Origin of the sequence: Olsenella uli (assembly GCF_901212675.1) — a bacterium.
Lineage (GTDB): Bacteria > Actinomycetota > Coriobacteriia > Coriobacteriales > Atopobiaceae > Parolsenella > Parolsenella uli_B.
On the sequence record NZ_CAAKOQ010000038.1, the window covers coordinates 127824 to 152012 of the forward strand.

General features: G+C 65.7%; 15 protein-coding genes and 1 pseudogene (1 of these 16 cut by a window edge). 5 read left to right on the forward strand and 11 right to left on the reverse strand.

Features of this window, described 5'->3' with window-relative positions; genetic code table 11:
• Positions 1-496 precede the first annotated feature (496 nt).
• Positions 497-1813, reverse strand: coding sequence for an MFS transporter (locus EFAMC1_RS06065; RefSeq protein WP_261981800.1), 1317 nt, complete (start codon positions 1811-1813; stop codon positions 497-499).
• 319 nt (positions 1814-2132) lie between these two features.
• The gene (locus tag EFAMC1_RS06070; RefSeq protein WP_154053411.1) at positions 2133-3464 is read right to left on the reverse strand and encodes a hypothetical protein; all 1332 of its coding nucleotides are present in this window, start codon (positions 3462-3464) and stop codon (positions 2133-2135) included.
• A 954-nt stretch (positions 3465-4418) separates the two neighbouring features.
• Here EFAMC1_RS06070 and EFAMC1_RS06075 point away from each other — a divergent pair.
• Complete coding sequence (locus tag EFAMC1_RS06075; RefSeq protein WP_154053412.1) at positions 4419-7133, forward strand: YhgE/Pip domain-containing protein; 2715 nt, start codon at positions 4419-4421, stop codon at positions 7131-7133.
• Positions 7133-9361: a YhgE/Pip domain-containing protein gene (locus tag EFAMC1_RS06080; protein WP_154053413.1), complete on the forward strand. Its 2229-nt coding sequence runs from the start codon at positions 7133-7135 to the stop codon at positions 9359-9361. The genes EFAMC1_RS06075 and EFAMC1_RS06080 overlap by 1 nt, the downstream gene beginning before the upstream one ends.
• Before the next feature lie 496 nt (positions 9362-9857).
• On the opposite strand, the gene EFAMC1_RS06085 is transcribed toward EFAMC1_RS06080, so the two are convergent.
• Both EFAMC1_RS06085 and adhE read right to left on the reverse strand, forming a co-directional pair.
• Positions 9858-10622 carry a phosphotransferase family protein gene (locus tag EFAMC1_RS06085; RefSeq protein ID WP_154053414.1) on the reverse strand — a complete coding sequence of 255 codons (765 nt, stop codon included), beginning with the start codon at positions 10620-10622 and terminating at the stop codon, positions 9858-9860.
• Between the two features lie 103 nt (positions 10623-10725).
• Positions 10726-13347 carry a bifunctional acetaldehyde-CoA/alcohol dehydrogenase gene (adhE, locus tag EFAMC1_RS06090; protein ID WP_154053415.1) on the reverse strand — a complete coding sequence of 874 codons (2622 nt, stop codon included), beginning with the start codon at positions 13345-13347 and terminating at the stop codon, positions 10726-10728.
• Positions 13348-13731: 384 nt separating this feature from the next.
• Between adhE and EFAMC1_RS06095 the strand changes: the two genes are divergently transcribed.
• Together EFAMC1_RS06095 and gltX are read left to right on the forward strand one after the other, a co-directional pair.
• Positions 13732-14508: an aldo/keto reductase gene (locus EFAMC1_RS06095; protein ID WP_154053416.1), complete on the forward strand. Its 777-nt coding sequence runs from the start codon at positions 13732-13734 to the stop codon at positions 14506-14508.
• A 211-nt stretch (positions 14509-14719) separates the two neighbouring features.
• Complete coding sequence (gene gltX, locus EFAMC1_RS06100) at positions 14720-16210, forward strand: glutamate--tRNA ligase (protein WP_154053417.1); 1491 nt, start codon at positions 14720-14722, stop codon at positions 16208-16210.
• Positions 16211-17026: 816 nt separating this feature from the next.
• On the opposite strand, the gene EFAMC1_RS06105 is transcribed toward gltX, so the two are convergent.
• On the reverse strand, positions 17027-18610 hold the full coding sequence (locus EFAMC1_RS06105) for a YbhN family protein (protein ID WP_154053418.1): 1584 nt from the start codon (positions 18608-18610) through the stop codon (positions 17027-17029).
• Positions 18611-19008: 398 nt separating this feature from the next.
• On the opposite strand from EFAMC1_RS06105, the gene EFAMC1_RS06110 reads away from it, so the two are divergent.
• On the forward strand, positions 19009-20331 hold the full coding sequence (locus EFAMC1_RS06110; protein WP_187324581.1) for a glutamate-cysteine ligase family protein: 1323 nt from the start codon (positions 19009-19011) through the stop codon (positions 20329-20331).
• 266 nt (positions 20332-20597) lie between these two features.
• On the opposite strand, the gene EFAMC1_RS06115 is transcribed toward EFAMC1_RS06110, so the two are convergent.
• The 6 genes and pseudogenes from EFAMC1_RS06115 to EFAMC1_RS11445 form a co-directional block, all read right to left on the reverse strand.
• A complete protein-coding gene (locus EFAMC1_RS06115) occupies positions 20598-21254 on the reverse strand; it encodes an AAA family ATPase (protein ID WP_154053420.1) in 657 nt (218 codons plus the stop codon).
• 115 nt (positions 21255-21369) lie between these two features.
• Positions 21370-22008, reverse strand: coding sequence for an amino acid ABC transporter permease (locus EFAMC1_RS06120; RefSeq protein WP_154053421.1), 639 nt, complete (start codon positions 22006-22008; stop codon positions 21370-21372).
• Positions 22009-22011: 3 nt separating this feature from the next.
• Positions 22012-22758: an amino acid ABC transporter permease gene (locus EFAMC1_RS06125; RefSeq protein WP_154053422.1), complete on the reverse strand. Its 747-nt coding sequence runs from the start codon at positions 22756-22758 to the stop codon at positions 22012-22014.
• Positions 22759-22842: 84 nt separating this feature from the next.
• The gene (locus EFAMC1_RS06130; protein ID WP_154053423.1) at positions 22843-23703 is read right to left on the reverse strand and encodes a transporter substrate-binding domain-containing protein; all 861 of its coding nucleotides are present in this window, start codon (positions 23701-23703) and stop codon (positions 22843-22845) included.
• 173 nt (positions 23704-23876) lie between these two features.
• Positions 23877-24068 carry a hypothetical protein gene (locus tag EFAMC1_RS11440; RefSeq protein ID WP_410054785.1) on the reverse strand — a complete coding sequence of 64 codons (192 nt, stop codon included), beginning with the start codon at positions 24066-24068 and terminating at the stop codon, positions 23877-23879.
• 6 nt (positions 24069-24074) lie between these two features.
• Positions 24075-24189, reverse strand: a pseudogene (locus EFAMC1_RS11445) (ATP-binding cassette domain-containing protein) (its annotated part continues 185 nt past the right edge of the window); the annotation flags it as partial.

The following is a 24189-nucleotide window of genomic DNA, read 5'->3' on the forward strand; positions in this document are numbered from 1 at the left end:
AGCGCGCGATGCGGCGGCGCCAACCCCTCGGATTCCTCCGTGCGAGATGGTACCACCCCATGGCGAGGCCACGGGGTCGGGCTGGTTGACCAGCCCGCCTCGGCTCACCCTTCTCGGCCTGCCCGTTTCGGCCGGCGAAAGGATTCCGATAAAGGCTCTCATCGGCGGAAAGTAACGCAACGGCCCACCAGTCACAACGACCCGCCAGGCCGAAGGCGCGGACAAAAGACGTTTCTGAAAAGGGATTGTCCCGCAGCCCGACCAAAAGACGTTTCTGAAAAAGGGATTGTCCCGCAGCCCGACCAAAAGACGTTTCTGAAAAGGGATTCCTCTGCCACAACCGCAAAGGGCGTTTCTGAAAAGGGAATTGCACGAAATACCTTTTTCAGAAACGTCCTCTGGCCTGGATGGCCGGGCAGACGCATCCGCCGTTCCCAGGCCAAGCCGAGGCAGGACGACGAACCCGCCGCCCCCAGCCGAGCCGGGCCAACCCTCGCTACCCCTCGCGACGGCTGAGCACCAGGCGCACGAGCGTGAGCACGAGGCCCACGGCCGCCACCGCCGCCAGCACGTAGAACACGAACGAGAAGCCCGCCAGGAAGATGTCCGGCCGTCCCTCCACATAGCCCGTGACCGCATGCCCCGCGGCCTGGCCCATGCGCCCATAGAGCATCGCCGACGCGCTCGAGATGCCCACGGCCATGCCCGCATAGCGCGCCAGGCTCGACACGCTTCCGGCAAACCCCAGCGCGCTCGTCGGCGCCGAGGCCATGAACAGCGAGTTGTTGGGCGCCTGGAAGATCGAGTTGCCCATCGAGATGAGCCCCACGAAGCAGACGACGAGCCAGATGGGGCTCGTCTCGTCGAGCGTCGAGGCAGCCAGGAGGCCCGCCACGTACACGCCCAGCCCCACGCACGTGGGCACCTCGCACCCCACGCGGTCGCTCACCGAGCCCGAGATGGGCCCCACCACGGCGTTCACGATGGGCAGCACCATGAACAGCAGGCTCGACACGCCGGCCGAGAGCCCGTGGGCGTCCTGGAAGTAGAACGGCAGCACGAACTCGTAGGAGCCGATGCCCATGAACACGATGAGCATGGTAAGGAGGTTGATGGCGAACGTGGGGTTCGAGAAGCACAGGCGCGCGGCGTCGAGCATCGAGCCCGCGCGGGAGAAGGCGTCGGCCGAAGGCCGCACGTGAGGCAGCGTCTTGAGTCCGACCACGAACGATGCGATGCCCACCGGCACGTTGATGAGGAAGATCCCCTCCCACGCGTAGGTGGAGACGATGATGCCGCCCAGCAAGGGACCGGCCATCATGCCGAGCGACACGAACGTGGCGAGCAGCCCCATGGCGCGTCCCAGCTCATGCTGCGGGAACGCCTCGGTGATGATGCCCATGTTGTTGGCCATCGCCGCCGCGCAACCGATGCCCTGCACGACGCGGCCCACGATGAGCATCGGCATCGTCTGGGCGAGGCCGCACAGAAGCGAGCCCACCGTGAAGATGACGACGCCCGCCTGGAACACGTACACCTTGCCGCGCAAGTCGCCGAGGCGGCCGAACGACAGCACGCCCACGCAGGTGCTGATGAGGTAGACCGACGAGACCCACTGGATCTGGTCGATGCCCACGCCCAGCTCCTTCTGCATCACGGGCAGGGCCACCGTGACGATGCTGGAGTCGAGGCAGACCATGAACGTCATGACGAGGACGGTGAGCAGAATCGCCCATCGGCTGAAGGTGCGCCCGCCGCTCCCCTGCCCGCCGCGGACGCCGCTGCCAGTCGCGCTCTCTCCCACAAGGACCACAAGCCTCTCTGCCGCTTGTCGGGACGGCACCCCGCCAACGCCGGGACTACCCGGCCTGGGCCGCCGCCGCGCGACGGGTGCCGCGCGACGGGCCCGGGCCAACAAAAAAGGCGGGACCAGCCACGATGACCGGTCCCACCCTATGTGCGTTGGATGCACGAACTCGTCGGGGCCCAGTGTAGCACGCCGAGGGCCGCGGGCCATGCCGAGGAGGGATGCGAAGGAGAGGCACGCAGGCAAGGCGAGACACCAGGGCGAGACGGGCCGGGAAGCAGCGGCCGCCCCCAGGCAAGCCACAGCCTCACGAGACGCCCGCGCCCTACTGCTCGCGCGCCCCGTGGTGCGCGAAGGGGCCCGTACCGTCAATGACACGCAGGTAGCCGTGCGAGTCCGAGGGGCGGCGGAAGCGCCGGCGCGGCTTGGGCTCGGGCGCGCGGACGGCGTACTGGTCGTGCGCGGGAACGTCGGCCATGTGGCGTGGGCCCGACTTGGCGGCGTGGCGCGGGGAGTGCCTCCTGGAGAGCATCTCCTGCCAGACAAGCTCCTCCACATGATGGTCGATGGGGTCCTCGGGTGTCGAGGCTTCGGACGCTTCTGCACCAAAGCTGTCTGACGCGGCCATGTGGCGGGGCGCGCGCCTGGCCGGACCGGCGACGGGAGCCAGTGCGGCCCGAGCGGGCGGGGCGGCAGCCGTGGCGCCCTCGGCCCACGCGCCCTTCTCGGCCTGCGTGCTCAGCCACGCCTCGCGCGCCGCCTGATCCTCCTCGAAGGTCTGCGCCGTGAAGAGGGCCACGCTGTTTCCGGCCAAGCCATCCTCGACGCCCTCGCCGCCGGGCGCGCGGGTCTCAGCACCGGCGACGACGTGGTCGCCCATGGCCCCGTTCCACCACGGCTCTCCGAGGTCGGCCACCGTACCGTCAGCGCGCTCGATCACGGGGATGCCATCCATGTGCGAGGTCTCGAGACGCTCCGCGAGCACGCTTGCCACGCCGCGCGCCTTCGAAGCCATGCGACGCCCCAGCTCCAAGCCACGCACGTAGCGCTCGGCCGCCTCCTCGAGGTCGGAGAGTTCGCGGGCGGGACCGCTCGAAGCACCAGCCTCGCCAGGGCGCACCTCCGCGGAGCGTCGCTCGGCCTCCATGGCGTCGGCGAGCGCGGAGGCGCCGGCGGCCTCGTCGAGGTCGGGCAGGTAGATGGAACCGGTCACGCCCGAGCGCTTGCGATGGGGCCCGCCAACCTCCGAGGCCGTGACGTCGGCGTCCACCTCCACGAGGTCGGCGGGCTCGAGGGGCACCCCGTGCGAAGGCGCGCCCTCCCGGCGCACGGCCGCGTGCGTGCCCGACCGGACCGGCCGCTCGCCCACGGGCCCCTCCTCAGCCGAATCCGCGGCACCGACGCCGCGCACGCCATAAGCGGAGGCAAAAGCATCGCCACGAGCCTCGCGCCGCCTGCCCGCGTGCGTCGCCACGAGCGTCACGCACGTGGCGCAGAAGGCACCCATGACGGCACCCGACACGAAGGCCACCCCGGGATCTCCCGAGGGAATCTCGCGGCCAAAGACGGAGAGGGCAGACGCCGAGACGGGACTCGCCCAGGCGAGCGCCCCGGCAAGGCCGGCGTAGACGGCCGGATTGCGACGCACGATTCCCATGTGCCAATCCCCCTCCGGGGCGGCCAGGTGACTGCGCTCGACGGGCCGGCCCGCGCGCGGCGGGCGACCGATCGGGCAACGGCTGGGTTCGTGTCATCTTCGTGTGCCGCCACTCGAGTACATATATAAAATGCAGACGCCCGGCGGGAAAAACGAGCCCCGACCCCACGTCCAAGCTGCAATGACTATACACCAAGGCAGGAGCCGCACGGACCCGCAGGCGCGCAACCGACACGACGGGAGGCGGCGCGGAGAAGGTAGCGCGACAGGAGGCGACACAGCGGGAGAGGCCTCCACCGGTGCGGGCAAGCCAGGCTGCGATCGCTGCTCCCCGATCGAACGTGCGGATAACCGAGAAATAGAGGCCGTCACAAGCCAAAAAAGTCGGTTGAACGCACGTTCGATAAGAGAGACAGTGGAGGAGAGGGAGGCGGGATTCAGCGGAGGCTGGCGTTGGGGGGCGCAACGGAGGCGAGCGCGGAGCGGCGCAACGGAGGCTGGCGTTGAGCGGCGCAGCAGAGGCGAGCGCGGAGCGGCGCAGAGGAGTCGGGCGCGGAGCGGCGCAGAGGAGACGGGCGACGGGGAATCACGACGACCCGAAGGTCGCGCCCCGGAGCCAGCCGCCACCTCGCCCTCCGCAACCGGCTATGCCAGAATTATGTAAACTTGTCCGTTGTCGCATGCGGGCGAGGGCATGGCCTCCCTACAATGGGTAGACGTTAGACTTCGACACCAGACCACAGCCCCCAGGCCCAAGTCGGGTGCCGCACTCGCTCGCCCGTGCCCACAACCAGGGGGCTCACAGCCCCAGGCCGGACCCACCCCGGCCGCAAGCAGGACGCCATCACACCACCATCGCACCCGGCGCCTCCACCCCCAGCCGCAACCTCGGCCGCAGGGGACACGACACCGTGCGACGCCCCAGCCGCGCACGCTCGACAGACGGGATACGACGTGAAGACAGCCCTGCGCATCTTCCTGCGTGACTTCAAGCGAATAGCCATCAACCCGGTCACGGTCATCATCGCGTTCGGCGTGTGCCTCATCCCCTCCCTCTACGCCTGGATCAACATCCTCGCCAACTGGGACCCCTACAACAACACGAGCACCGTGCCCGTGGCCGTCTCCATCAACGATGCCGGGGCCGACATCCCCGGCATCGGCTACACCAACGCCGGCGACATGATCCACGACCGGCTGGAGGAGAACACGCAGCTGGGCTGGACCTTAGTGGACGAGGACGAGGCCAAGCAGGGCGTCGAGGCCGGCACCTACTACGCCGCCTTCGTCATCCCGTCGGACTTCACCTCCTCGCTCGCCGACGTCCTCGACGGCAACACCGACCAGGCCCACATCGCCTACTACGTCAACGAGAAGGTCAACGCCATCTCGCCCAAGGTCACCGACACCGGCGCCACCACGCTCGAGCAGCAGATCGCCGAGCAGTTCGTGAGCGTCGTGGGCTCCACCGTGTCCGAGAAGCTCCAGCAGGGCGTATCCGAGGCCATGGGCAAGGTCGACGACGCCAACGCAAGCATCGTGGGCGAGCTGCGCGACACCCAGTCCTCGCTCTCGGGGCTCGCGCAGGACCTCTCGGACGCGCAGGGCTCCATCTCCGGCACGCGCGACGCCATCTCGAGCGCACGCGGCACGCTCACCAAGCTCGCCGGCACCACCGACTCGCTCTCCGGCACCCTGAACGACGCCATGGGCTCGCTCTCCGACACGCGCAAGCGCGCCCAGACGCTCACCACCAAGCTCTCGCAGGCGCTCGGCACGGGCGTCTCCACCGTCTCGGGCATCTCGTCGACGGCCAACTACGACATCGGCCAGATCACGGGCGACATCGGCTGGGCCCAAGGCAAGGTCGACGCCGCCATCGCGCAGATCCAGGCGCTCGACGGCACCACCCAGAGCCTCAAGACCACGCTCGAGACGTCCAAGGAGACTATCACGAGCATCAAGCTGCCCGACGGCGCCACAGGGGAGACCAAGCACAAGGTCGAGACCGAGCTCCAGCAGGAGGTCGACCTCCTCGTCCAGCTCACGAAGACGCAGAAGGACCAGCTCGCGCGCCTGAAGCAGATATCCGACGACATCAAGGCCGACAACGACTCGGTGAGGAACCTCTCCGGCTCGGTCAACGACACCATCCAGGAGAGCACGCAGGGCCTCGTCGACCTGCAGTCCAAGCTCGCCAGCACCACGATGCCCGAGCTCTCGGGCTCGCTCGATTCCTTCTCCGACGCCGGCGGCAAGCTCGTGGGCACCGTGGGCGCGCTCTCGCCGATGCTTCGCCAGGCCGACTCGTCGCTCGCCGAGCTCGACAACATCCTGGCCCAGGGCGCCACCACCCTCACCCAGACCGCGGGCCTGCTCGACAAGGCGGCCGACAACGTGGGGTCGCTCGCCGACGACGTGGCCGGCATCCAGAGCCTGCAGTCGCTCGACGCCGTGCAGAAGGTCCTCGGGCTCGACCCGGACGAGACGGGCACGCTTCTGGGCGCGCCGGTGAAGATGGAGGGCAACCGCATCTTCCCGATGGCCAACTACGGCTCGGGCATGACGCCCTTCTACACCAACCTGGCGCTCTGGGTGGGCGGCTTCGTGCTCGTGGCCATCTACAAGCTCGAGGTCGACCGCGAGGGCATCGGCACCTTCAAGCCCTGGCAGGGGTTCCTCGGCCGATGGCTGCTCATGATGCTGCTCGGCGAGGTGCAGGCGCTCATCTGCTGCCTGGGAGACCTGCTCCTCGGCATCCAGTGCGTGTCCCCGGCCGCCTTCGTGGGCGCGGGCATGGTGTGCTCGTTCGTGTACGTGTCGTTCATCTACTCCATCTCGGTGGCGTTCAAGCACATCGGCAAGGCACTCGGCGTGCTTCTCGTGATCCTGCAGATCCCGGGCGCCTCGGGCACCTACCCCATCGAGCTCCAGCCTGACTTCTTCCAGGCCCTGCACCCATGGCTGCCGTTCACCTACGGCATCAACGCCATGCGCGAGGCCATCGCGGGCTTCTATGACGGCTACTACGCCACCGACATCGCCGTCCTGCTCGTCTACCTCGTGCCGGCGGCCCTCATCGGCATCGCCGCGCGCCGTCACCTCCTCAACATCAACGCGCTCTTCGACCGCCGTCTCGCCGACACCGACATGATGTACACCGAGCGCGTGGGGATGAGGGGCTCCTACTTCCGCCTGTCCACCATCGTGAAGGTGCTCATGGACTCGGGCAGCTACCGCCAGGTGTTCCTGCAGCGCGCGGCCAAGTTCGAGCTCATGTACCCCACGCTCGTGCGCCGCGGCTTCCAGGCGCTCGTGGCCATCCCGCTTCTGCTCGTGGCGCTCCTGTTCATCCTGCCGGCCAAGTACCTCATGCTCGTGCTGTGGATCGCGTCGATGATCGCCATCTGCACCTTCCTCATCGTGGTGGAGTACCTCCACAGCCGCATCGGCCAGAAGACGGCACTCGCGAGCATGGACAGGGAGCAGCTCTACGGCCTTCTCGACGACGAGCTGAGAAGCGAGCTCATGGCGTTCGCGCCCATCCAGAAGATGCGCCTCGACCGCAAGGCACGCGAGGAGGACCCCGCCGACGCCACCCAGGTGGCCCCAGCCCAGCCCACCGAGAAGCTCCCAGACGACCACGACCAGACGGGAGGCGAGCGCTGATGCGCCACATCCTTCGCTTCATCCGCAGGGACATCGCCCACCTCAGGGGCAACGTCATCGCGCTCGTCGTGATCTTCGGCATCATCGTGGTGCCCACGTTCTACGCATGGTTCAACATCGCGGGCAGCTGGGACCCCTACGGCAACACCGCCAACCTCAAGGTCGCCGTCGCCAACAACGACGAGGGCTACGCGAGCGAGCTCGCGCCCGTCGAGGTCAACGCCGGCGAGCGCGTCGTGTCAGACCTGCGCGAGACGGAGACCTTCGGCTACGAGGTCACGAGCGAGGACGACGCCGTCGAGGGCGTGCGCTCGGGCAAGTACTACGCGGCCGTGGTGATCCCGGCCGAGTTCTCGCGCAACATGATGAGCATCCTGTCCGACTCCCCCACCCAGCCCACGGTCGAGTTCTACCAGAACGAGAAGGCCAACTCCATCGCCACGATCGTGACGGACAAGTCCTCGACCCAGATCCAGCAAGACATCGAGACCTCGTTCTCGTCATCGGTGGTGAAGGTGGGCACGTCGCTGCTCGACGAGCTCGACTCCACCCTCTCCGACGCGCAGGTCATGCAGGCGGCGAGCAAGCTCGACCAGGCGCTCACGAGCTCGATCTCGCAGGTGGGCGACGTCACGGAGAACGTGCGCGCCTACTCGGCGATCATCTCCTCCACGCAGGACCTGCTCGGCAGCGGCTCGGGTCTCGCGTCCGCCTCGCTCGAGAGCGCGGCCAACGTGGGCGGCACGCTGCGCGACACCGCTGACGGCATCCGCGGGCTCGGCAACGCCCTCGACGGCACCACGGACTCCATCAACGACGCCATCGCCACGGGTGCCTCGAGCGTCGACTCGGTGTCGGGCGCCATCGACCAGGCCTTCGACACCGCAGACGGCCAGGTGGGCAAGCTCGAGGACGGCCTCGCGCAGGCCAAGACCTCCGTCGACGCCATAAACGACCAGTTCAAGGCCCTGTCCGAGAAGCTCGCCGGTTCCGACACGCTCTACAAGTCCTTCGAGGAGAGCTTCCAGGAGGGCGACGCCTCCATCACCACCATCCACGAGACGCGCCTCACCATCCAGGGCCTCAACAAGAGCGTCCAGGAGACGATCAGACAGCTCACGGGTCTCTCCAACGAGCTGGAGAAAACCATCAACGACCTCAAGGCCGGCACAGCCGACACCCAGACCGCCCGTGACAAGCTCAAGGACCAGGTGGCGAGCGCCAAGGGGTCGCTTGCTCAGGTGCAAAAGGACTACGAGGACAGCGTTCGCGGGTCGCTCCAGGGTCTCGCGAGCCAGATCGACTCCGCCGCCGCGAACGCCGACAGCATCGTGGGCTCCATCAGGCAGACGCTCGACTCGGTGGGCTCGGCCGCCCAGGACGCCTCCGGCTCGCTCGGCGGCGCCAAGGACTCGCTCGACGCCACCGCCTCGGAGCTCGACCAGCTCGCCGGGCGCCTCTCGGGCCTGCAGGCCCAGGTCAAGGACGCGCTCGACTCCGACGACATCAACCAGGTGCGTGACATCCTCTCGGCGAGCCCCAGCCAGCTGGCCTCGTTCATCTCCGCACCGGTGAGCATCGACCGCAACGCCATCTTCCCCATCGAGAACAATGGAAGCGCCATGACGCCGTTCTACACCACACTCTCCATCTGGATCGGCGGCGTCATCCTGTGCGCCCTCGTGAAGGCCTCGCCCTCAGAGGCGGCCCTGCGCGAGACGGGTTGCGGCCACGGCGAGTCCTATGTGGGTCGCATCGCGCTGTTCCTGAGCGTGGGCGTGCTGCAGACGCTGCTCATCTGCCTGGGCGACCTCTACTTCCTGGGCGTCCAGTGTGCGCACCCCGTGCTCTTCGTGTTCGCGGGGCTCGTGTCGTCGTTCACCTACATCAACATCATCTTCGCGCTCACGGCGTCGTTCGGCGACGTGGGCAAGGCCATCGCCGTGGTGCTCATGGTGCTGCAGGTGGCGGGCTCGGGCGGCACCTTCCCGATGCAGATGCTGCCCGCACCGTTCCAGGCCATCTATCCCTACCTACCGTTCGTTCACAGCGCCAACGCGATGCGCGCGGCGATGTTCGGCCTCTACGGCGCCGACTACTGGGCCGAGCTCGTCACGCTGCTCTCGTTCACGATCCCATTCCTTCTGCTTGGCCTCGTGCTGCGCCGGCCCGTCATCCGCCTCAACGAGTGGGTCGAGCACAAGATCGAGAGCACCAAGGTGATGTAGGCGCTCCGAGCGCCCAGGCCTGCGCACGTCGCCGCGATGTAGACGCACCTGGGCGCCCAGCCCTGCGCTTCTCGTCGTAACGTAGACGCCCCGAGCACCCAGTTCTGCGTGCCTCGTTGACTGGTTGTGCGTTTTAGACGGCAATGGGTATCCCCTCGTAACGCCAGTCAAACTGCGTGCGTTTTTGACGGTTATGGGTAACAAGCAAGCACCCATTACCGACAAAACTGCACGCAACTATGAAGGCCCCTCGAAGTCGATACACACATCCGCAACAACTGCACCAGCCCCACCTGATGCCAGCAGGCAACGTACGGAAGGGCGCGAAACAGGGGGCCAGAACGGCGACGGAACCTTATCGCGCAGCATCAGTACGCTCAAAACAGCAATCCCCGCCTATCGAAAGCAAGCATAAAGGGGCCTGCGGGTCGGCAACCGCCGCCTGCAGGCCCCTCGAACGTACAAGCAAGGCCGGAAAAGTCGGCCGCGCCATGGCCTACTGGTACTCGGCCACGTCGATCCAGCTGCGGAGGAACTCCTCCTCGTGGGCGTCACGGTGACGCGCCAGCTCGCTCGCGGCCACGATGCTCGTCCAGCGGCGTACGACCTGCATCGGCATGTCCGCCATCTTGCAGAACATGATGAGGTACCTGTCCGCCAGGTCCAGGTTCTCGAGCGCGAAGAGCAGGTACGTCATGGCAGCGTCGGCCGCAGGCGACCCCTGTGTGGCGTGCGCCCAGTCGCAGACGTAGAGCAGACCGTCCTCGCCCACGATCACGTTCGTGGGGTTGAAGTCGCCGTGGCAGACCTTGTTCTCGGCCTTCATGCCGTCGAGGCGAATGAGCAGCTCGTAGCGCGTGGTGGCATCGATCTCGGTAAGGCCATTGATCATGCGCGCGTACTTGTCGCGCTGACGGTTGAGCAGAGGCGCCGTATGGCCGTTCACCTCGAGCTGCAGCCGCACGAACTGCTCCAGGTACTGGTCCTGGTTCTTCTTGGTGTCGGCCTGCATGCGCTCGGCCAGCGTGGTGCCCGGCACCTTCTCCGTCGCGAGCGCCCAGCCCTCCGGGCTCTTCGAGACCTCGAGGATCTTGGGCACGCGGATGCCCGTCTCCTGAATGCGAGCCAGGTTGAGCGCCTCGTTGAAGACGTCGCTCTCGGGCTTGGAGACGTTGAACACCTTGACGATGCGGTCGCCGCAGTCGTAGACGACCTTGTTGCCGCGCCGGACTAGCTCGACCTTGCTCTCGGGAAGCTCCATGGCTCACCCTCCTTTGGGTTGACCCTCCATTGCATGCCGGCCGGGCCGTGGGGCGCCTCGGGAGACGCACCGAGTCCGTGCGCCACGGCCGGCACAGACCTGCCTAGTCCTCGTAGCTCTTGGGCTCGCGGCCGTAGTAGGCGTCGAGGTAGAGCTCCTTGATCTCGCTCATGAGCGGGTAGCGCGGGTTGGCCGGCGTGCACTGGTCGTTGAAGGCGTTCTCGGTCATCTCGTCGAGCGTGTCGAGGAAGTACTTCTCGTCCACGCCGTACTCGGCGATGGTCTTCTTGGCGCCGCAGTGGGCCTTGAGCTCCTCGATCTTGTCGACGAACTTATCGAAGACCTCCTGGTCGGTCTTGCCGGTGACGCCGCAGAAGCGGGCAGCCTCGGCGTAGCGCTCGAGCGTGTGCGGGTAGGCGTACTGCGGGAAGGTGCCCATCTTCGTGGGCCTCTCGGCCGCGTTGTAGCGCATGACACGCGTGAGGATGACGGCGTTGGCCAGGCCGTGCGGAATGTGGTGGTAGGCACCCAGCTTGTGCGCCATCGAGTGGTTGAGGCCGAGGAAGGCGTTGGCGAAGGCCATGCCGGCGAGGCAGCTCGCGTTGGCCATGCGCTCGCGGGCCTCCGGATCGGCGGCGCCCTTGTCGTAGGCGCGCGGCAGGTACTCAAAGACGAGCTTCATGGCCTTGAGCGCCATGGAGTCACTCCAGTCGCTCGCCATGACCGAGACGTAGGCCTCGAGGGCGTGCGTGAGGACGTCGAGGCCGGAGGCGGAGGTGAGGCCCTTGGGCTGCGAGTCCATGTTGTTGGCGTCGACGATGGCCATGTTGGGCAGCAGCGCGTAGTCGGCGAGCGGCCACTTGATGCCCGTGTCGGCGTCGGTGATGACGGAGAACGGCGTGCACTCCGAGCCCGTGCCCGAGGAGGTGGGGATGGCCACGAAGTAGGCCTTGGAGCCCATCTCCGGGTAGGTGAAGACCCTCTTGCGGATGTCCATGAAGTCCATGGCCATGTCCTCGAAGTTGGCCTCGGGGTGCTCGTAGAGGACCCACATGATCTTGCCGGCGTCCATCGCCGAGCCGCCGCCGAAGGCGATGATCACGTCGGGCTCAAAGCTCGTGAGAATCTTGGCACCCTCACGCGCACACTGAAGCGTCGGGTCGGGGGCAACGTCCCAGAAGCAGGCGTGCTCGATGCCCAGCTCGTCGAGCTTCTGCTCGATCGGCTTGATGTAGCCGTTCTTGAACAGGAACTGGTCGGTCACGATGAAGGCGCGCTTCTTGTGCATGACCGTGCCAAGCTCGTCGAGTGCCACCGGCTGGCAGCCCCTCTTGAAGTAGACCTTCTCGGGTGCGCGGAACCAGAGCATGTTCTCCCGCCTCTCTGCGACCGTCTTGTAGTTGAGCAGGTGCTTGGGGCCGACGTTCTCGGAGACGGAGTTGCCGCCCCAGGAACCACAGCCGAGCGTCAGCGACGGGGCCATCTTGAAGTTGTAGAGGTCGCCGATGCCGCCCTGGGAGCTGGGCGTGTTGACGAGGATGCGGCAGGTCTTCATGGCATTGGCGTGCTTGGCCATCTTCTCCTTCTCCGTCGTGGCGACGTAGAGGGAGCTCGTGTGGCCGGGGCCGCCGTCCATGACGAGGTGCTCGGCCTTGTCGATGGCCTCGTCGAAGGTCTGGGCCTTGTACATGGCCAGCACCGGCGAGAGCTTCTCGTGGGCCATCTCCTCGGACGGCTCGACGCTCGTGACCTCGCCGATGAGAATCTTGGTCTTCTCGGGCACGTCGAAGCCGGCGAGCTTAGCGATGGTATGGGCGCTCTGGCCGACGATCTTGGCGTTGACGGAGCCGTTGATGATGACGGTCTTCCTGACCTTATCGAGCTCCGCGCCCTTGAGGAAGTAGCAGCCACGGGCCTTGAACTCGGCCTTGACCTCGTCGTAGACGTCGGCGAGGACGGTCACGGACTGCTCGGAGGCGCAGATCATGCCGTTGTCGAAGGTCTTGGAGTGGATGATCGAGTTGACGGCGAGCTTGATGTCGGCCGTGGAGTCGATGATGGCGGGCGTGTTGCCGGCGCCGACGCCCAGGGCGGGCTTGCCGGAGGAGTAGGCGGCCTTGACCATGCCGGGGCCGCCGGTGGCCAGGATGATGTCGGCCGAGCGCATGAGCTCGTTGGTGAGCTCGAGCGAGGGCGAGCCGATCCAGTCGATGATGCCCTCGGGCGCGCCGGCGGCGACGGCGGCGTCGCGCACGATGCGCGCGGCGTCGATGGTGCACTTCTTGGCGCGAGGGTGCGGGCTGATCATGATGGCGTTGCGGGTCTTCAGGCAGATGAGGCACTTGAAGATGGCCGTCGACGTGGGGTTGGTCGTGGGGATGACCGCCGCCACGATGCCGTAGGGCTCGGCGATGCGCTTGTAGCCGAACTCCTGGTCGTCCTCAATGACGCCGCAGGTCTTCATGTGCTTGTACTTGTTGTAGATGTACTCGGCCGCGTAGTGGTTCTTGATGACCTTGTCCTCGACGATGCCCATGCCCGTCTCGGCCACGGCGTCCTTCGCAAGCGGGATGCGCGCCTTGTTGGCCGCGATGGCCGCCGCGTGGAAGATCTTGTCGACCTGCTCCTGGCTGAACGTCGCGAACTCGGCCTGGGCCTTGCGCATAGACGCGAGCCTTGAGCTCAGCGCGTCGAGGCTGTCGATGACCTTTTCCGCCTTTGCCATAGCTACCTCCAGATTGGATACGGGACGCCGCTGGGGCGCCCAAATGACCACGGAACCTTGGGCATGCATAAAACCATGCCTCTGTGCCTGGCATCAATGATACCGGAGAATGTGCCTCAAATCTGACGCATAGGGTGAGCGGTAGTTCGTCTACCTGCGCTTGAGCAGAATAGCATGGTCATCTAGACGGCCGGATGGGACGGGCAGTTGACTAGGTCAGGCTGTTCAAGAGTAATGGTAATTGCATATTTTAAGTATATTGTTGTTTATTTCACATTAGCTGGGGACAATGACCCGCTGTATACCGGCCTGGTCAGCCGTGAGGGCCATGCATAGCGAGGCCTGTCTGCCGACGCGCCGAGCAATCTCTGGACGAGTTGTGGGATGGTACCGCTCACCTGCGAAAACCTACCGTTCGCCCGCTCGCCGAATCGCCCGATTCCGCGAACGGCGGCGTGTCGGCGTCCCTCCGCCGCCTGTCCTGCGGCTATTCCGCGCGCGTGGGCACCGGCCCCGCTCGACCAGAGCCTGGGGCGCCTGGGGCTCGACTACGTGGACGTCTTCTATCACCACCGCCCCGACCCCGACACCCCGCTCGAGGAGACCATGGGCGCACTCGCGCAGGCCGTGACGAGCGGCAAGGCGCTCTATGTGGGGCTCTCCAACTACAACGGCGAGCAGCTCGAGGCCGCGACGCGCGTGCTGGCCGACCTGCGCGTGTCGTTCGTCATCAACCAGAACCGCTACAGCATCCTCGACCGCACGGTCGAGGACAACGGCCTGCTCGAGGCCACCGAGCGCCTGCAGAAGGGGCTCATCTGCTTCTCTCCGCTCGCGAAGGGCCTGCTCACCGACTGCTATCTCGACGGCATCCCCGCCGACTCGCGTGCCGCGCACGACCCGCGCTTCCTGCACCCCACCGACGTCGAGCGCGCACACGCAACCATCGTGCGGCTGAACGAGATCGCCCAGGGGCGCGGCCAGACCCTCGCCGAGATGAGCGTGGCGTGGCTGCTTGCCCACAAGGCCGTGACGAGCGTGCTCATCGGGGCCCCCAAGCCCCAGCAAGTCGTCGACGACGTCAAGGTGCTCGAGAACACGACGTTCACGGACGACGAGCTCGCCGCCATCGACGAGGCGTCGGGGCTGGCGAAGGCATAGTCCGCTTGCGGGCGGCCCGGGCTGGACGGCCTGGGCCGCCTCCAGTCGCACTGCCGTCCATTCCCCTTTCCAGTCGAGCCATTGCATCACCCTCCCGCCAACGGCGCTCCAGCCCCCTCCCGTTTGCACCGCCGACTCGTCCCTCCCGCTGGCCATTCCAAGCCGAGGTATACTTTCGACGTATGTGACCAGCCTCCAGGGAGGACGATACATGTCCGACGACACCAAGCCCGTACGCGTTCGCTTCGCACCCTCGCCCACCGGCAAGCTCCACGTGGGCGGCGCGCGCACGGCCATCTTCAACTGGGCCTTTGCCCGCGCGAACCACGGCACCTTCATCCTGCGCATCGACGACACCGACCCCACCCGCTCCACCGAGGAGAACACCCAGATCATCCTGCGCGCCATGCGCTGGCTGGGCCTCGACTGGGACGAGGGCCCCGAGGTGGGCGGCGACTACGGCCCCTACAAGCAGACCGAGCGACTCGACCTCTACAGGCAGGCCGCCCAGCGTCTCTGGGACGAGGGCCACGCCTACCCGTGCTTCTGCACACCCGAGCAGCTCGCGGCCGACAAGAAGGCGGCCCAGGATCGCCACGACCCGTTCCAGGGCTACCAGCGCCGCTGCCGTCACCTCTCGTGCGAGGAGGCCCAGCGCCGCATCGACGCCGGCGAACCCTACGTGCTGCGCATCAAGGTGCCCGAGGACCGCGGCGACGTCGTGATCCACGACGCGGTGCACGGTGACGTCACCTTCGACGCCAGGGAGCTCGACGACTTCGTGATCTTCCGCTCCGACGGCACACCCACCTACAACTTCGCCACCGTGGTGGACGACGCCATGATGGGCATCACGCACGTCATCCGCGGCGACGACCACCTCTCCAACACGCCGCGCCAGGTCATGGTCTACGAGGCGCTTGGCGCGCCCGTGCCGATGTTCGCGCACATCTCGATGATCCTCGGCGCCGACGGCAAGAAGCTCTCCAAGCGCCACGGCGCCACGAGCGTCGAGGAGTACCGCGACGCCGGCTACCTGCCCGACGCCTTCGTGAACTACCTCGCGCTTCTCGGCTGGAGCCCCGACGGCGAGACCACCATCGTGCCGCGTGACGTGCTGGCCCGGACCTTCTCGCTCGAGCGCGTGTCCAAGAACCCGGCCACGTTCGACCCGGCCAAGCTCGACTGGATCAACGCCGCCTACCTCGACGCCATGAGCGATGCAGAGTTCACCGACAAGGTCATGGTGCCCGAGCTCGTGCGCGCCGGCCTCGTCGGCTCTGGCGACGACCGCCCGCGCGAGTGGCTGCTCACGCTTGCGAGCGTGGTGCGCCCGCGCACGAAGCACCTTGGTGACGTGGCCGGCATCTGCGGCATGGTGTTTGGCACGGCCGACACGCTCGAGTATGACGAGAAGGCCGTCAAGAAGGGCCTTGCCAAGGAGGGCGTGAAGCCGATCCTCGTGGCCGCGAGCTCCAAGCTCGTGGCCATCCCGGACGACGGCTGGACCGCCGACGCCATCGACGCCGCTCTCGACCCACTGCCCGACGAGCTGGATGCCAAGAAGCGCGTGGTCTTCCAGGCCATCCGCGCGGCCGTCTGCGGCAACCTCGTGAGCCCGCCGCTCGGCGTCGTGCTCGAGCTCGTCGGCAAGTCCGACGCCCTCGCCCGCATCACGCGCGCGGAGACGATGGCCAAGTAGGTACAGGCAACTTGCTCAGTGCAAGGCCGGCCACGACGCAACCGTCGTGGCCGGCTTTTTTGATTTCGAGACCGTCCCGCCTCCGACCAGGCTTTCGTTGTCAGGACAGACCCGCCGCCCACCGGCGGACGGTCCCCGCCCGGTGCCGACGAGCTCCCCGGCCTCCCTGGGGCTCATGCCCTCCGCCGGCGCGAGCATCGAAAGCTCCACGTCATCGGAATCATACGTGCGGGCCTCCTCCAGGACCAGGCGACCCAAGTTCTTGTCCGCATCCTCACGAAGCAGAATGCCCAAAGCAAGGCCTCACCGCCCTGCTTAGCAAATCTATGAGAATGGACCTGAAGGTAAACAGGAAAGGCCACATGGGACGCACTGCTTGCAAGCCCAGAACCGCCGCGAAGAGATTTTGCCTTTTCTGCCACGAAAACGCAGTTTGTGGGAAACAACCAGCTGCCCTTTACAGGAACGTCCCACCGCATGAGCGCAGAAGTGTCTTTCCATTTGGCAAACCAGAGAAATCGAGTTCGTGTCATCATAGCTTGACAGCAGTTTTGATTGCTCGGCCGACCAACGCCAAGAGATCAGCCTGGCGCGCAGAGACCCCGACCGTGAGACCGTTTCCCACAAACTGCGTTTTCGTGGCAGCAAAGAAGAAAATAGATCGCAAAGCACCCTCGGTGGCCCTTGATAGTCACATTCAGACAGCGCAACCCACAAGACAAACCATCCAGAGCTGCCCGGCTCCCACGCCCATAAGCAACGAGGCTGCATGACAAGAAGGCTGGACAGCTTTGGAAAAAGTGAGAGCGAAGCGCACTAGCGGGGCTTGGACGCCCCGTCCCCGCGGGGCGACTTTACCACGAACCTCACGCCGGACTTAATGGTCCCGGCCGAATGCGACGTCGCGGCAGCCTGCTTGGGCTTGTAGGCAATCCCACCGCGCGCGCCCCGCCCGCCGCGAACCCCGTGGCCAATCACTCGGTGAAGCCTGTGGTAGATGCTGTCGCGATGCGAGCTCTTGAGGCCAATGAGCGGCACCGCCATGAACGTGGGCACGAAGAACGTCACCACACGCCACACGAGAAAGCCCGCCGTGGCATAGACGCCGAACATCTCGCCAAAGAAGAGGGCAAAGCCGCCCTCGGCACCGCCCGTGCCGCCCGGCAGCGGCACGGCGCTCGACACGAGCTGCACCATCGACCCGGCAGCCAGGCAGGTCACGAAGTCGGCCTCGACGCCAAACGCATGCAGCACGAACCAGGGAATCGTGTAGAGAAACGCGAGCTGCAGGATGGTGATCACGAGCGTGATGACCATGTCAGGCACGTTGGCCGCCGAGCGCCGAAACGCGCTCGAGAACTGGCCCACCTGCACGTTCAGCATCTCGTCCCACTTGGCGCGGTTCTTGACCCAGCCGTGCCCGCTCGCCCAACGAAGGATTGAGCCGCCCACGCGCCGCACGAACCCCGGACAGAGGCACACCACGAAGAGTCCCACGAGCTCGAGCGCATGGCCCGCGAACACGAGCAGGTTGAGGAACACGATGTCGCCGTAGCTGTCGATGAAGAAGCCCAGCTTGGCCCAGAGCATCACCGCGGCAAACAGCACCACGCCCAGCTGAAACATGATGAAGCGCGTGAACTGCGTGGCCGAGGCAGCGCCAACGGAGAGCCCAGCCTTGGTGAGCTGGTAGATCTGCGAGGGCAGTGCGCCCATCTGCATGGGCGTGAGGTTGCCGAAGAAGTTGCCCGAGGCCTCGACGGCCATGAGGTCGCGGATTCCCACCGGCGAGTCATGGTCGAGGTAGACCGCGGTGACGTAGGCAAGCGTCCCCAGCACGAAGTACATGCCGATGCACACAAGCGCACCCACGAGCCAGCCGAACTCGAGGTTCTGGAACGCCGTGACGAACTCCTCGATCTGGCCGGAGAAGAACAGAAACGCCACGTACGCGCCAAAGACGAGGCCGATGAACTGGGCTCCGTGAGCGGCCTGCTTCTTGTCGGGGTCGGCAGCCTTTTCCTCCTCGCGAGAGCCGTGCTTGCGGAAGCCAGGGCGTGCGCCAACGCGCGAGGAGCCGGCGATGCGTGGCTTGGGGGCACGGGGCTTGTGCGGTGTCTGAGTAACAGGATGGCCAGCCTCGGCAGACGAATCGTGAGCGGAATGGTCGGCCTCGGCAGACGAATCGCGTGCAGAAGCGGATGCGACGGACTGGGCAGAGGTCACAGCGTTGGTAGACGTGTGAGCCGACGCGGATGCCGAGCCCTGCGAGTCGTCGGCGGCCAGGCCATTGGCCCCGGCTGCCACAGGTATGGGAGTGCCCGCCGCCGATGACCGTACCTCTCCGCGAGCGTCTCCCAAAGAGAGCGCACCAGTCTTCTTGTCGTCCAACTGCGTCATGTGGCTCCCGCGATACCTGCGCCGATGGCGCCGTCTAACGATTACCTAACAATTCTACCCTGTTGCCCTGAGCCGACCTTCACCCTCACAGCATCACCACCGGCACAGGCGAGGTTCCTCCGCGAGTCAATTTCCTGCGCAGCCCACCGCCGTTGTCAACAGGGCGATTTCTCATGTCGGCCATCGCTGCCACAAGACGACAAGCGCCATCCACCACCGGGCGCCACAGGGCGATTTCTCACGCCGCCCACCGCCTCAGGCGACCAGACACTCAGCTCGTTGCAAACAATGAACGAAGTAGGTCGCAAATCGATATACTGAACTTACCTACTAGGGATAAGGGTTTTACTGCACTCGCCAACGCAGCCCTCACCCGAAGAACCCAGAACGGAGGATTCATGGAGACCACCGAGGCATCCACTTGCTCCGCCGAGACGCTCGCCGCCAACAAGGCGGCGCTCACCAAGATGCTCAGCGCACCAAGCTGCGACGTCGCAGGCACCCGAAAGCTCGGCCTCGAGCTCGAGCGCTTCGTCATCGACCGAGACGCCAACCGCACCGTCGCCTACGTCGACGAGCCGGGCGTCCACGAGCTACTATCTCATTGGGTGCGCTTCTTCTCCCCCGCCGAGCAGGTCTTCATCGACGGACACCTCTTTGGGTACGCCGGGACCTACGAGGTCGAGGGTGAGCGGGTGGGCATCTCGATCTCGCTCGAGCCGGGTAGCCAGCTTGAGGCTTCTGTAGGGCCAAGCGAGCACGTTTGGGTGCTGCTTGGGGCGCTCGAGACCTTTGACGCCCAGTTCGCCGAGCTCACGCGCGAGCTCGGCGTCAGGTGGGAGCTCGTGCCCAACGGCTACAACCCCATCGTGTCCGCGCCCACCGAGGTGCCGCTCATCGACAAGGAGCGCTACCACCTCATGGATGCCTACCTGTCGGGGACGGGTCGCTATGCCCGCGACATGATGCGTGGCACCACGTCGGCCCAGGTCTCCATCGACCTCGCCTGCGGGCACGGCGGCCGCGAGACCTACCAGCTCGCCGTGGCGCTTGGGCCCATGCTCTCATTCCTCTGCGACAACGCACCACACTGGCGCGGCCTTTCCGCGGCCGACACGCCCCGCATGGCGCATGCGCGCATCTGGGAGCAGGTTGACCCCGCGCGCTGCGGCATCGTGCCCGGGACGTTCGACAAGGACTTTGGCGCCGCCACGTACGTGGACTGGCTCTGTGGCGTGAGGCCGATCCTCTTCACCGACGCGGACGGCAAGACAACCTCGACCGGCACGGCCACCGAGGCGGACATCCTGTCTCGCCGGCTTCTCACCAAGGCCGAGCTGGCGCACATGATCTCGATGGTCTTCCCGGAGTGTCGCCTCAAGGGATTTGCCGAGCTCCGCACTACCGACTCCCTACCGCCCGCGCAGAGCGCCGCCCTCGCGGCCTTCGTGAAGGGGCTCTTCTACGGCCCCGCGGTGGGAGACGAGGTGTCCGCGCTCGTGCTCCCCGGCATCTCCGTGCGGGACGTGCGCGACGCGTGGAGCGAGCTCAAGGCAAGCGGCTGGGACGCGACCGTCTATGGACGGCCAGCGACCGAGCTTGTCGACAACCTCGTGACGCTCTCGAGAAAGGGTCTGGCCAACGACCGAGACCTCGCTCTCCTCGAGCCACTCACCTCGCTCTGGGCCAACCGCCACGTCCCCCGCGACCTCGCCGAATGAGCAATTGGGGCCGGATAGTATCAGTCGCCTCTTCACTCGGAAGTGATTGGCTTGGCGCCAGCTCGTCTCACGAAGACTGATTTGAGGCCAACCCACTTCACGCAGGCACCCGCGGCCAGTTCCACGCATCCCACAAACACGGCGGCAACGCGACATACATACCCCATCCGCCAATCCAACACAAAGGACCCGCCCGACCACATCGGCAACCGGGCGGGTCCTCGCAAAATGAGACAAACTATACGGTTGAAAATGAGACAGGCGAGCTATGCGGACTGACGGGCACGCTCGACGGCGGCAACCTTGGCGCGATACGCCGCGGCGATAATATCGCAGCAGCCCTGACGCCCAAACCGCGCGCGGTTGACCACGAGGTCCTTGCCCTCGTGCATCGACCACTTGCCGGCCGAATAGCGCTTGTAGAACAGCTCGCGCGCACGCTGCATGCGCTTGACGAGCTTCTTTGCCTTCTTCTCGGTGATGTTGCGCTTGGCGCGCACGATCTCGGTGCGCACGTCCAGGGGCGCGGTCACGAGCACGTTGATGCAGTTGGGGTTGTCGCGCAAGATGTAGTCGGACAGGCGCCCCTCGATGATGCAGCTCTCCGTGGAGCCAAGGTCGCGAATGACGCCCTGCATCTGCTTGAACAGCTTGTCGGCCACCGAGCGCGCGTCGACGCGGTCGGGCAGAAATGCGCTCACCTCGGCCGCGAGGCTCTCGTCGTAGGCCGCAATCTGGTCGGTGGTCACGCCGGCGCGCAGCGACGCGCGCACGAGCAGCTCGTTGTCGTACAGGAGAATGCCCAGCTCGCTCGAGAGCATCTTGCCAATCTCGTGACCCTCCGCGCCAAAGTCGCGCGCAATGGTTATGACCACGGGGAAGGTGCTGACGTCGGTGCTCACTTGGGCGATGTTGTCGGCCATGGTTCCTCCAAAGGTAAGCAAGGGGGGCGGACGGCAGGTTGAACTGCGCCCACCCCTCAGATTCTACGCACGCACTCGAGCAGGGCCAGCGCCAGCTCGCACGCCGCGTCCATCACTATGCGGCAACGAGGCGACGCTGATAGGCGCGCACGATGAGCGAGATGCCAAAGTTGAGCACGAAGTACAGCAGGAACGTGAACCCGTAGAGCAAGAGCGCCTGGCCCAGGTTGGACGTCTGCGCCATGATGACCTTCGTGGAGTACATGAACTCCGCCACGTTGATGCCCGCGAGGTACGACGAGTCCTTGATGACCGTCGTGCACTGGCTGAACAGCGCTGGAATGATCGTCTTGAACGTCTGCGGTAGGATGATGAGGCGCATCGTGGCAAAGAAGCCAAAGCCCTGAGACTGCGCCGCCTCGAACTGGCTCTTGGGAATCGAGTTGAGGCCGCCGCGGATGATCTCGGCCATGACGGCAGAGGTGAACACCGTGAACGCCAGCACCGAGATGAAGATGTAGTTGCCCTTCACAGTGAAGTAGATGAAGAGGATCCACAGGAGGTTTGGTGTGCAGCGGAAGAGCTCGATGTAGGCGCTCACGAGCCAACGGAGCGGCTTGACCGCGTAGGACTTCACGAGCGCAAGCACCGTGCCAAACGCAATGGAGAAGACAATTGCCAGGGCGGAGATGACGATGGTGTTGCCAAAGCCGCCCATGATGAAGCCGAGGTTTGCAGGGGTGAAGATCTCCATCTGCTACGCCTCCTTCGTGGGCTCGGGCGTGATGCCGGGGATGACCTTGGCGCGCGGGCGCTCCTTGGAGCGCTTCTCGAGCCACTGCACGAGCAGCGCCAGCGGGAAGCAGATGATGAAGTACAGCAGGCAGCACATGATGTAGCCCTGCAGGTAGCCGTACGTGGAGACGAAGTTGTCGGCGTTGTACATGAGGTCGCCGCCGGCGATGAGGGCAAGCACCGAGGTGTTCTTGACGAGGTTGAGCGCCTGGTTGCAGAGAGGCGGCAGAATCACCTTGAACGTCTGCGGCAGGATGATGTAGAGGTAGGCCTGGGCGCGCGAGAAGCCCTGGGACTGAGCGGCCTCCATCTGGCCGTGGGGCACGGCCTCGATGCCCGTGCGGATGACCTCGGAGATGTAGGCGGCGTGGTAGAGGCCCACGCCTACGAAGCCCAGCACGAACGGGGCGATGCGCACCGCACTCGAGGCGCCCGTGAGGGCCTGCAGGATCTTGGGCCCCGCCGCGTACATGAAGAACACCTGCACCGGCAGAGGCGTGTTCTGGTAGAACTCCACATACACGCGGCTGATCGCGCGAAGCACGCGGGAACGCGTGGTGGAGAACACGCCGAGGATTGTGCCCAGCACGATGGAGAGCAACAGCCCCGCCACGACAACCTGCAGCGTGAAGGCAAAGCCTTGCCACAGGGTGTCCATCTGGCTAAAGGTCATCTCCCACCTGAGTGGGTCGAGAAGTCCCTCAAGCATCTCGTTCCTTCCAATTGACTTCGAAACAAGCGCCCGGGCAGCTGGGCCGCCCGGGCGCTGGCACATACAGCGCTGGCAAAAGCCTTAGAGCAGCTTCCAGGTCTTGATCTCCTCGTCAAGCCAGCCGTTGCCGAGCAGCTCGTTGACCTTGTCGTCCACGACCTTGGAGAGGTCGGAGTCCTTCTTGGTGGCAACGCCGTACTTCTGCTCGCCAAACTTCACGTCCGGGACCAGGAGCTCGGTGGTGTCGTCGATGTAGCCGCCCAGGATGGAGCGGTCGACGGAGAAGACGTCGATGTTCCCGCCGTCGAGGGCCTGCTTGATGGACGGGTAGTCCGGGAACTCCTGGAACTGCGGCGTGGCGGAAACGCCCTGCTCGGAAAGCATCTTGACGATGTTGTCCTTGGTCGTGGAGCCCTGGGACACGCCGATGATCTTGCCGTCGAGGCCGGCGAGGCCGGAGATGGAGCCCTTCTTGATGAGCAGGCCAATGTAGTCCTGACGGTACGGGGTCGAGAAGTCCCAGCTCTTCTTGCGGTCGTCGGTGATGGTGTAGGTGGCGCAGACGATGTCGAGCTGGTCGTTGTCGATGAGCGGGCCACGGGTCTTGGGCGTCACGTCGGTGAAGTTGACGAGCTGCTGGTTCTTGGCATCGTCATAGGAGACGCCGAGCACGGCCGCGGCGACCTGGTAGCAGAGGTCAATCTCGAGGCCCTCGTAGCTGTTTGTGGACGGGTCAAGGTAGCCGTAGCCCGGAACGTCCTTCTTGACGCCGGCATTGAGCTTGCCGCGGCTCTTGATGGCATCGACCTTGGAGCTGGACGAGCCGGTGGAGGCGGAGCCACCGTTGGAGCCGCCACCGCAGCCGACGAGGCCAAGGCCGGCGACGGCAGCCGTGGAGAGACCGAGCGCCTGCAGGAACTGACGACGGGAGATGTTCTTCATGATGTTCCCCTTTCGTTGGGACGTGCTGGGATGGCCACGTCGTGGCCATCCATGTGACCGCGCGTGGCGGATGGTACCGATGGGATGCGGCCGGGCCGAGTGCCCTCGCCCCTCACCGCCGGGCTCGCAGACGAGCGAACCCACGGCCACGGATGGTGCGAGGGAGACCGAGCCTATCGCAGGATCTTGCTCAGGAAGTCCTTGGTGCGCTCGTGCTGGGGGTTCTCGAAGAAGTGCTCCGGGGTGCCCTGCTCGAGGATCTGGCCGTCGTCGACGAAGATCACGCGGTCGGCGACCTCGCGGGCAAAGCCCATCTCGTGCGTGACGCACATCATCGTGATGTTCTCCTGGGCCAGCTCGACCATGACGTTGAGCACCTCCTGGACCATCTCGGGGTCAAGGGCACTCGTGGGCTCGTCGAACAGGATGATCGGCTGCTTGGTGCAGAGGGCGCGCGCGATGGCCACGCGCTGCTGCTGGCCGCCG

Excerpts from the sequence above, each read along its gene's own strand:
- EFAMC1_RS06085 (WP_154053414.1), bottom strand. The coding sequence starts at position 10,622 with ATGGAGCTTCCCGAGAGCAAGGTCGAGCTAGTCCGGCGCGGCAACAAG.
- EFAMC1_RS06105 (WP_154053418.1), bottom strand. The coding sequence starts at position 18,610 with ATGACGCAGTTGGACGACAAGAAGACTGGTGCGCTCTCTTTGGGAGAC.
- gltX (WP_154053417.1), top strand. The coding sequence starts at position 14,720 with ATGTCCGACGACACCAAGCCCGTACGCGTTCGCTTCGCACCCTCGCCC.
- EFAMC1_RS06080 (WP_154053413.1), top strand. The coding sequence starts at position 7,133 with ATGCGCCACATCCTTCGCTTCATCCGCAGGGACATCGCCCACCTCAGG.
- EFAMC1_RS06095 (WP_154053416.1), top strand. The coding sequence starts at position 13,732 with ATGGTACCGCTCACCTGCGAAAACCTACCGTTCGCCCGCTCGCCGAAT.
- EFAMC1_RS06070 (WP_154053411.1), bottom strand. The coding sequence starts at position 3,464 with ATGGGAATCGTGCGTCGCAATCCGGCCGTCTACGCCGGCCTTGCCGGG.
- EFAMC1_RS06125 (WP_154053422.1), bottom strand. The coding sequence starts at position 22,758 with ATGCTTGAGGGACTTCTCGACCCACTCAGGTGGGAGATGACCTTTAGC.
- EFAMC1_RS11440 (WP_410054785.1), bottom strand. The coding sequence starts at position 24,068 with ATGGTCGAGCTGGCCCAGGAGAACATCACGATGATGTGCGTCACGCAC.
- EFAMC1_RS06115 (WP_154053420.1), bottom strand. The coding sequence starts at position 21,254 with ATGGCCGACAACATCGCCCAAGTGAGCACCGACGTCAGCACCTTCCCC.
- EFAMC1_RS06130 (WP_154053423.1), bottom strand. The coding sequence starts at position 23,703 with ATGAAGAACATCTCCCGTCGTCAGTTCCTGCAGGCGCTCGGTCTCTCC.
- adhE (WP_154053415.1), bottom strand. The coding sequence starts at position 13,347 with ATGGCAAAGGCGGAAAAGGTCATCGACAGCCTCGACGCGCTGAGCTCA.
- EFAMC1_RS06120 (WP_154053421.1), bottom strand. The coding sequence starts at position 22,008 with ATGGAGATCTTCACCCCTGCAAACCTCGGCTTCATCATGGGCGGCTTT.
- EFAMC1_RS06110 (WP_187324581.1), top strand. The coding sequence starts at position 19,009 with ATGGAGACCACCGAGGCATCCACTTGCTCCGCCGAGACGCTCGCCGCC.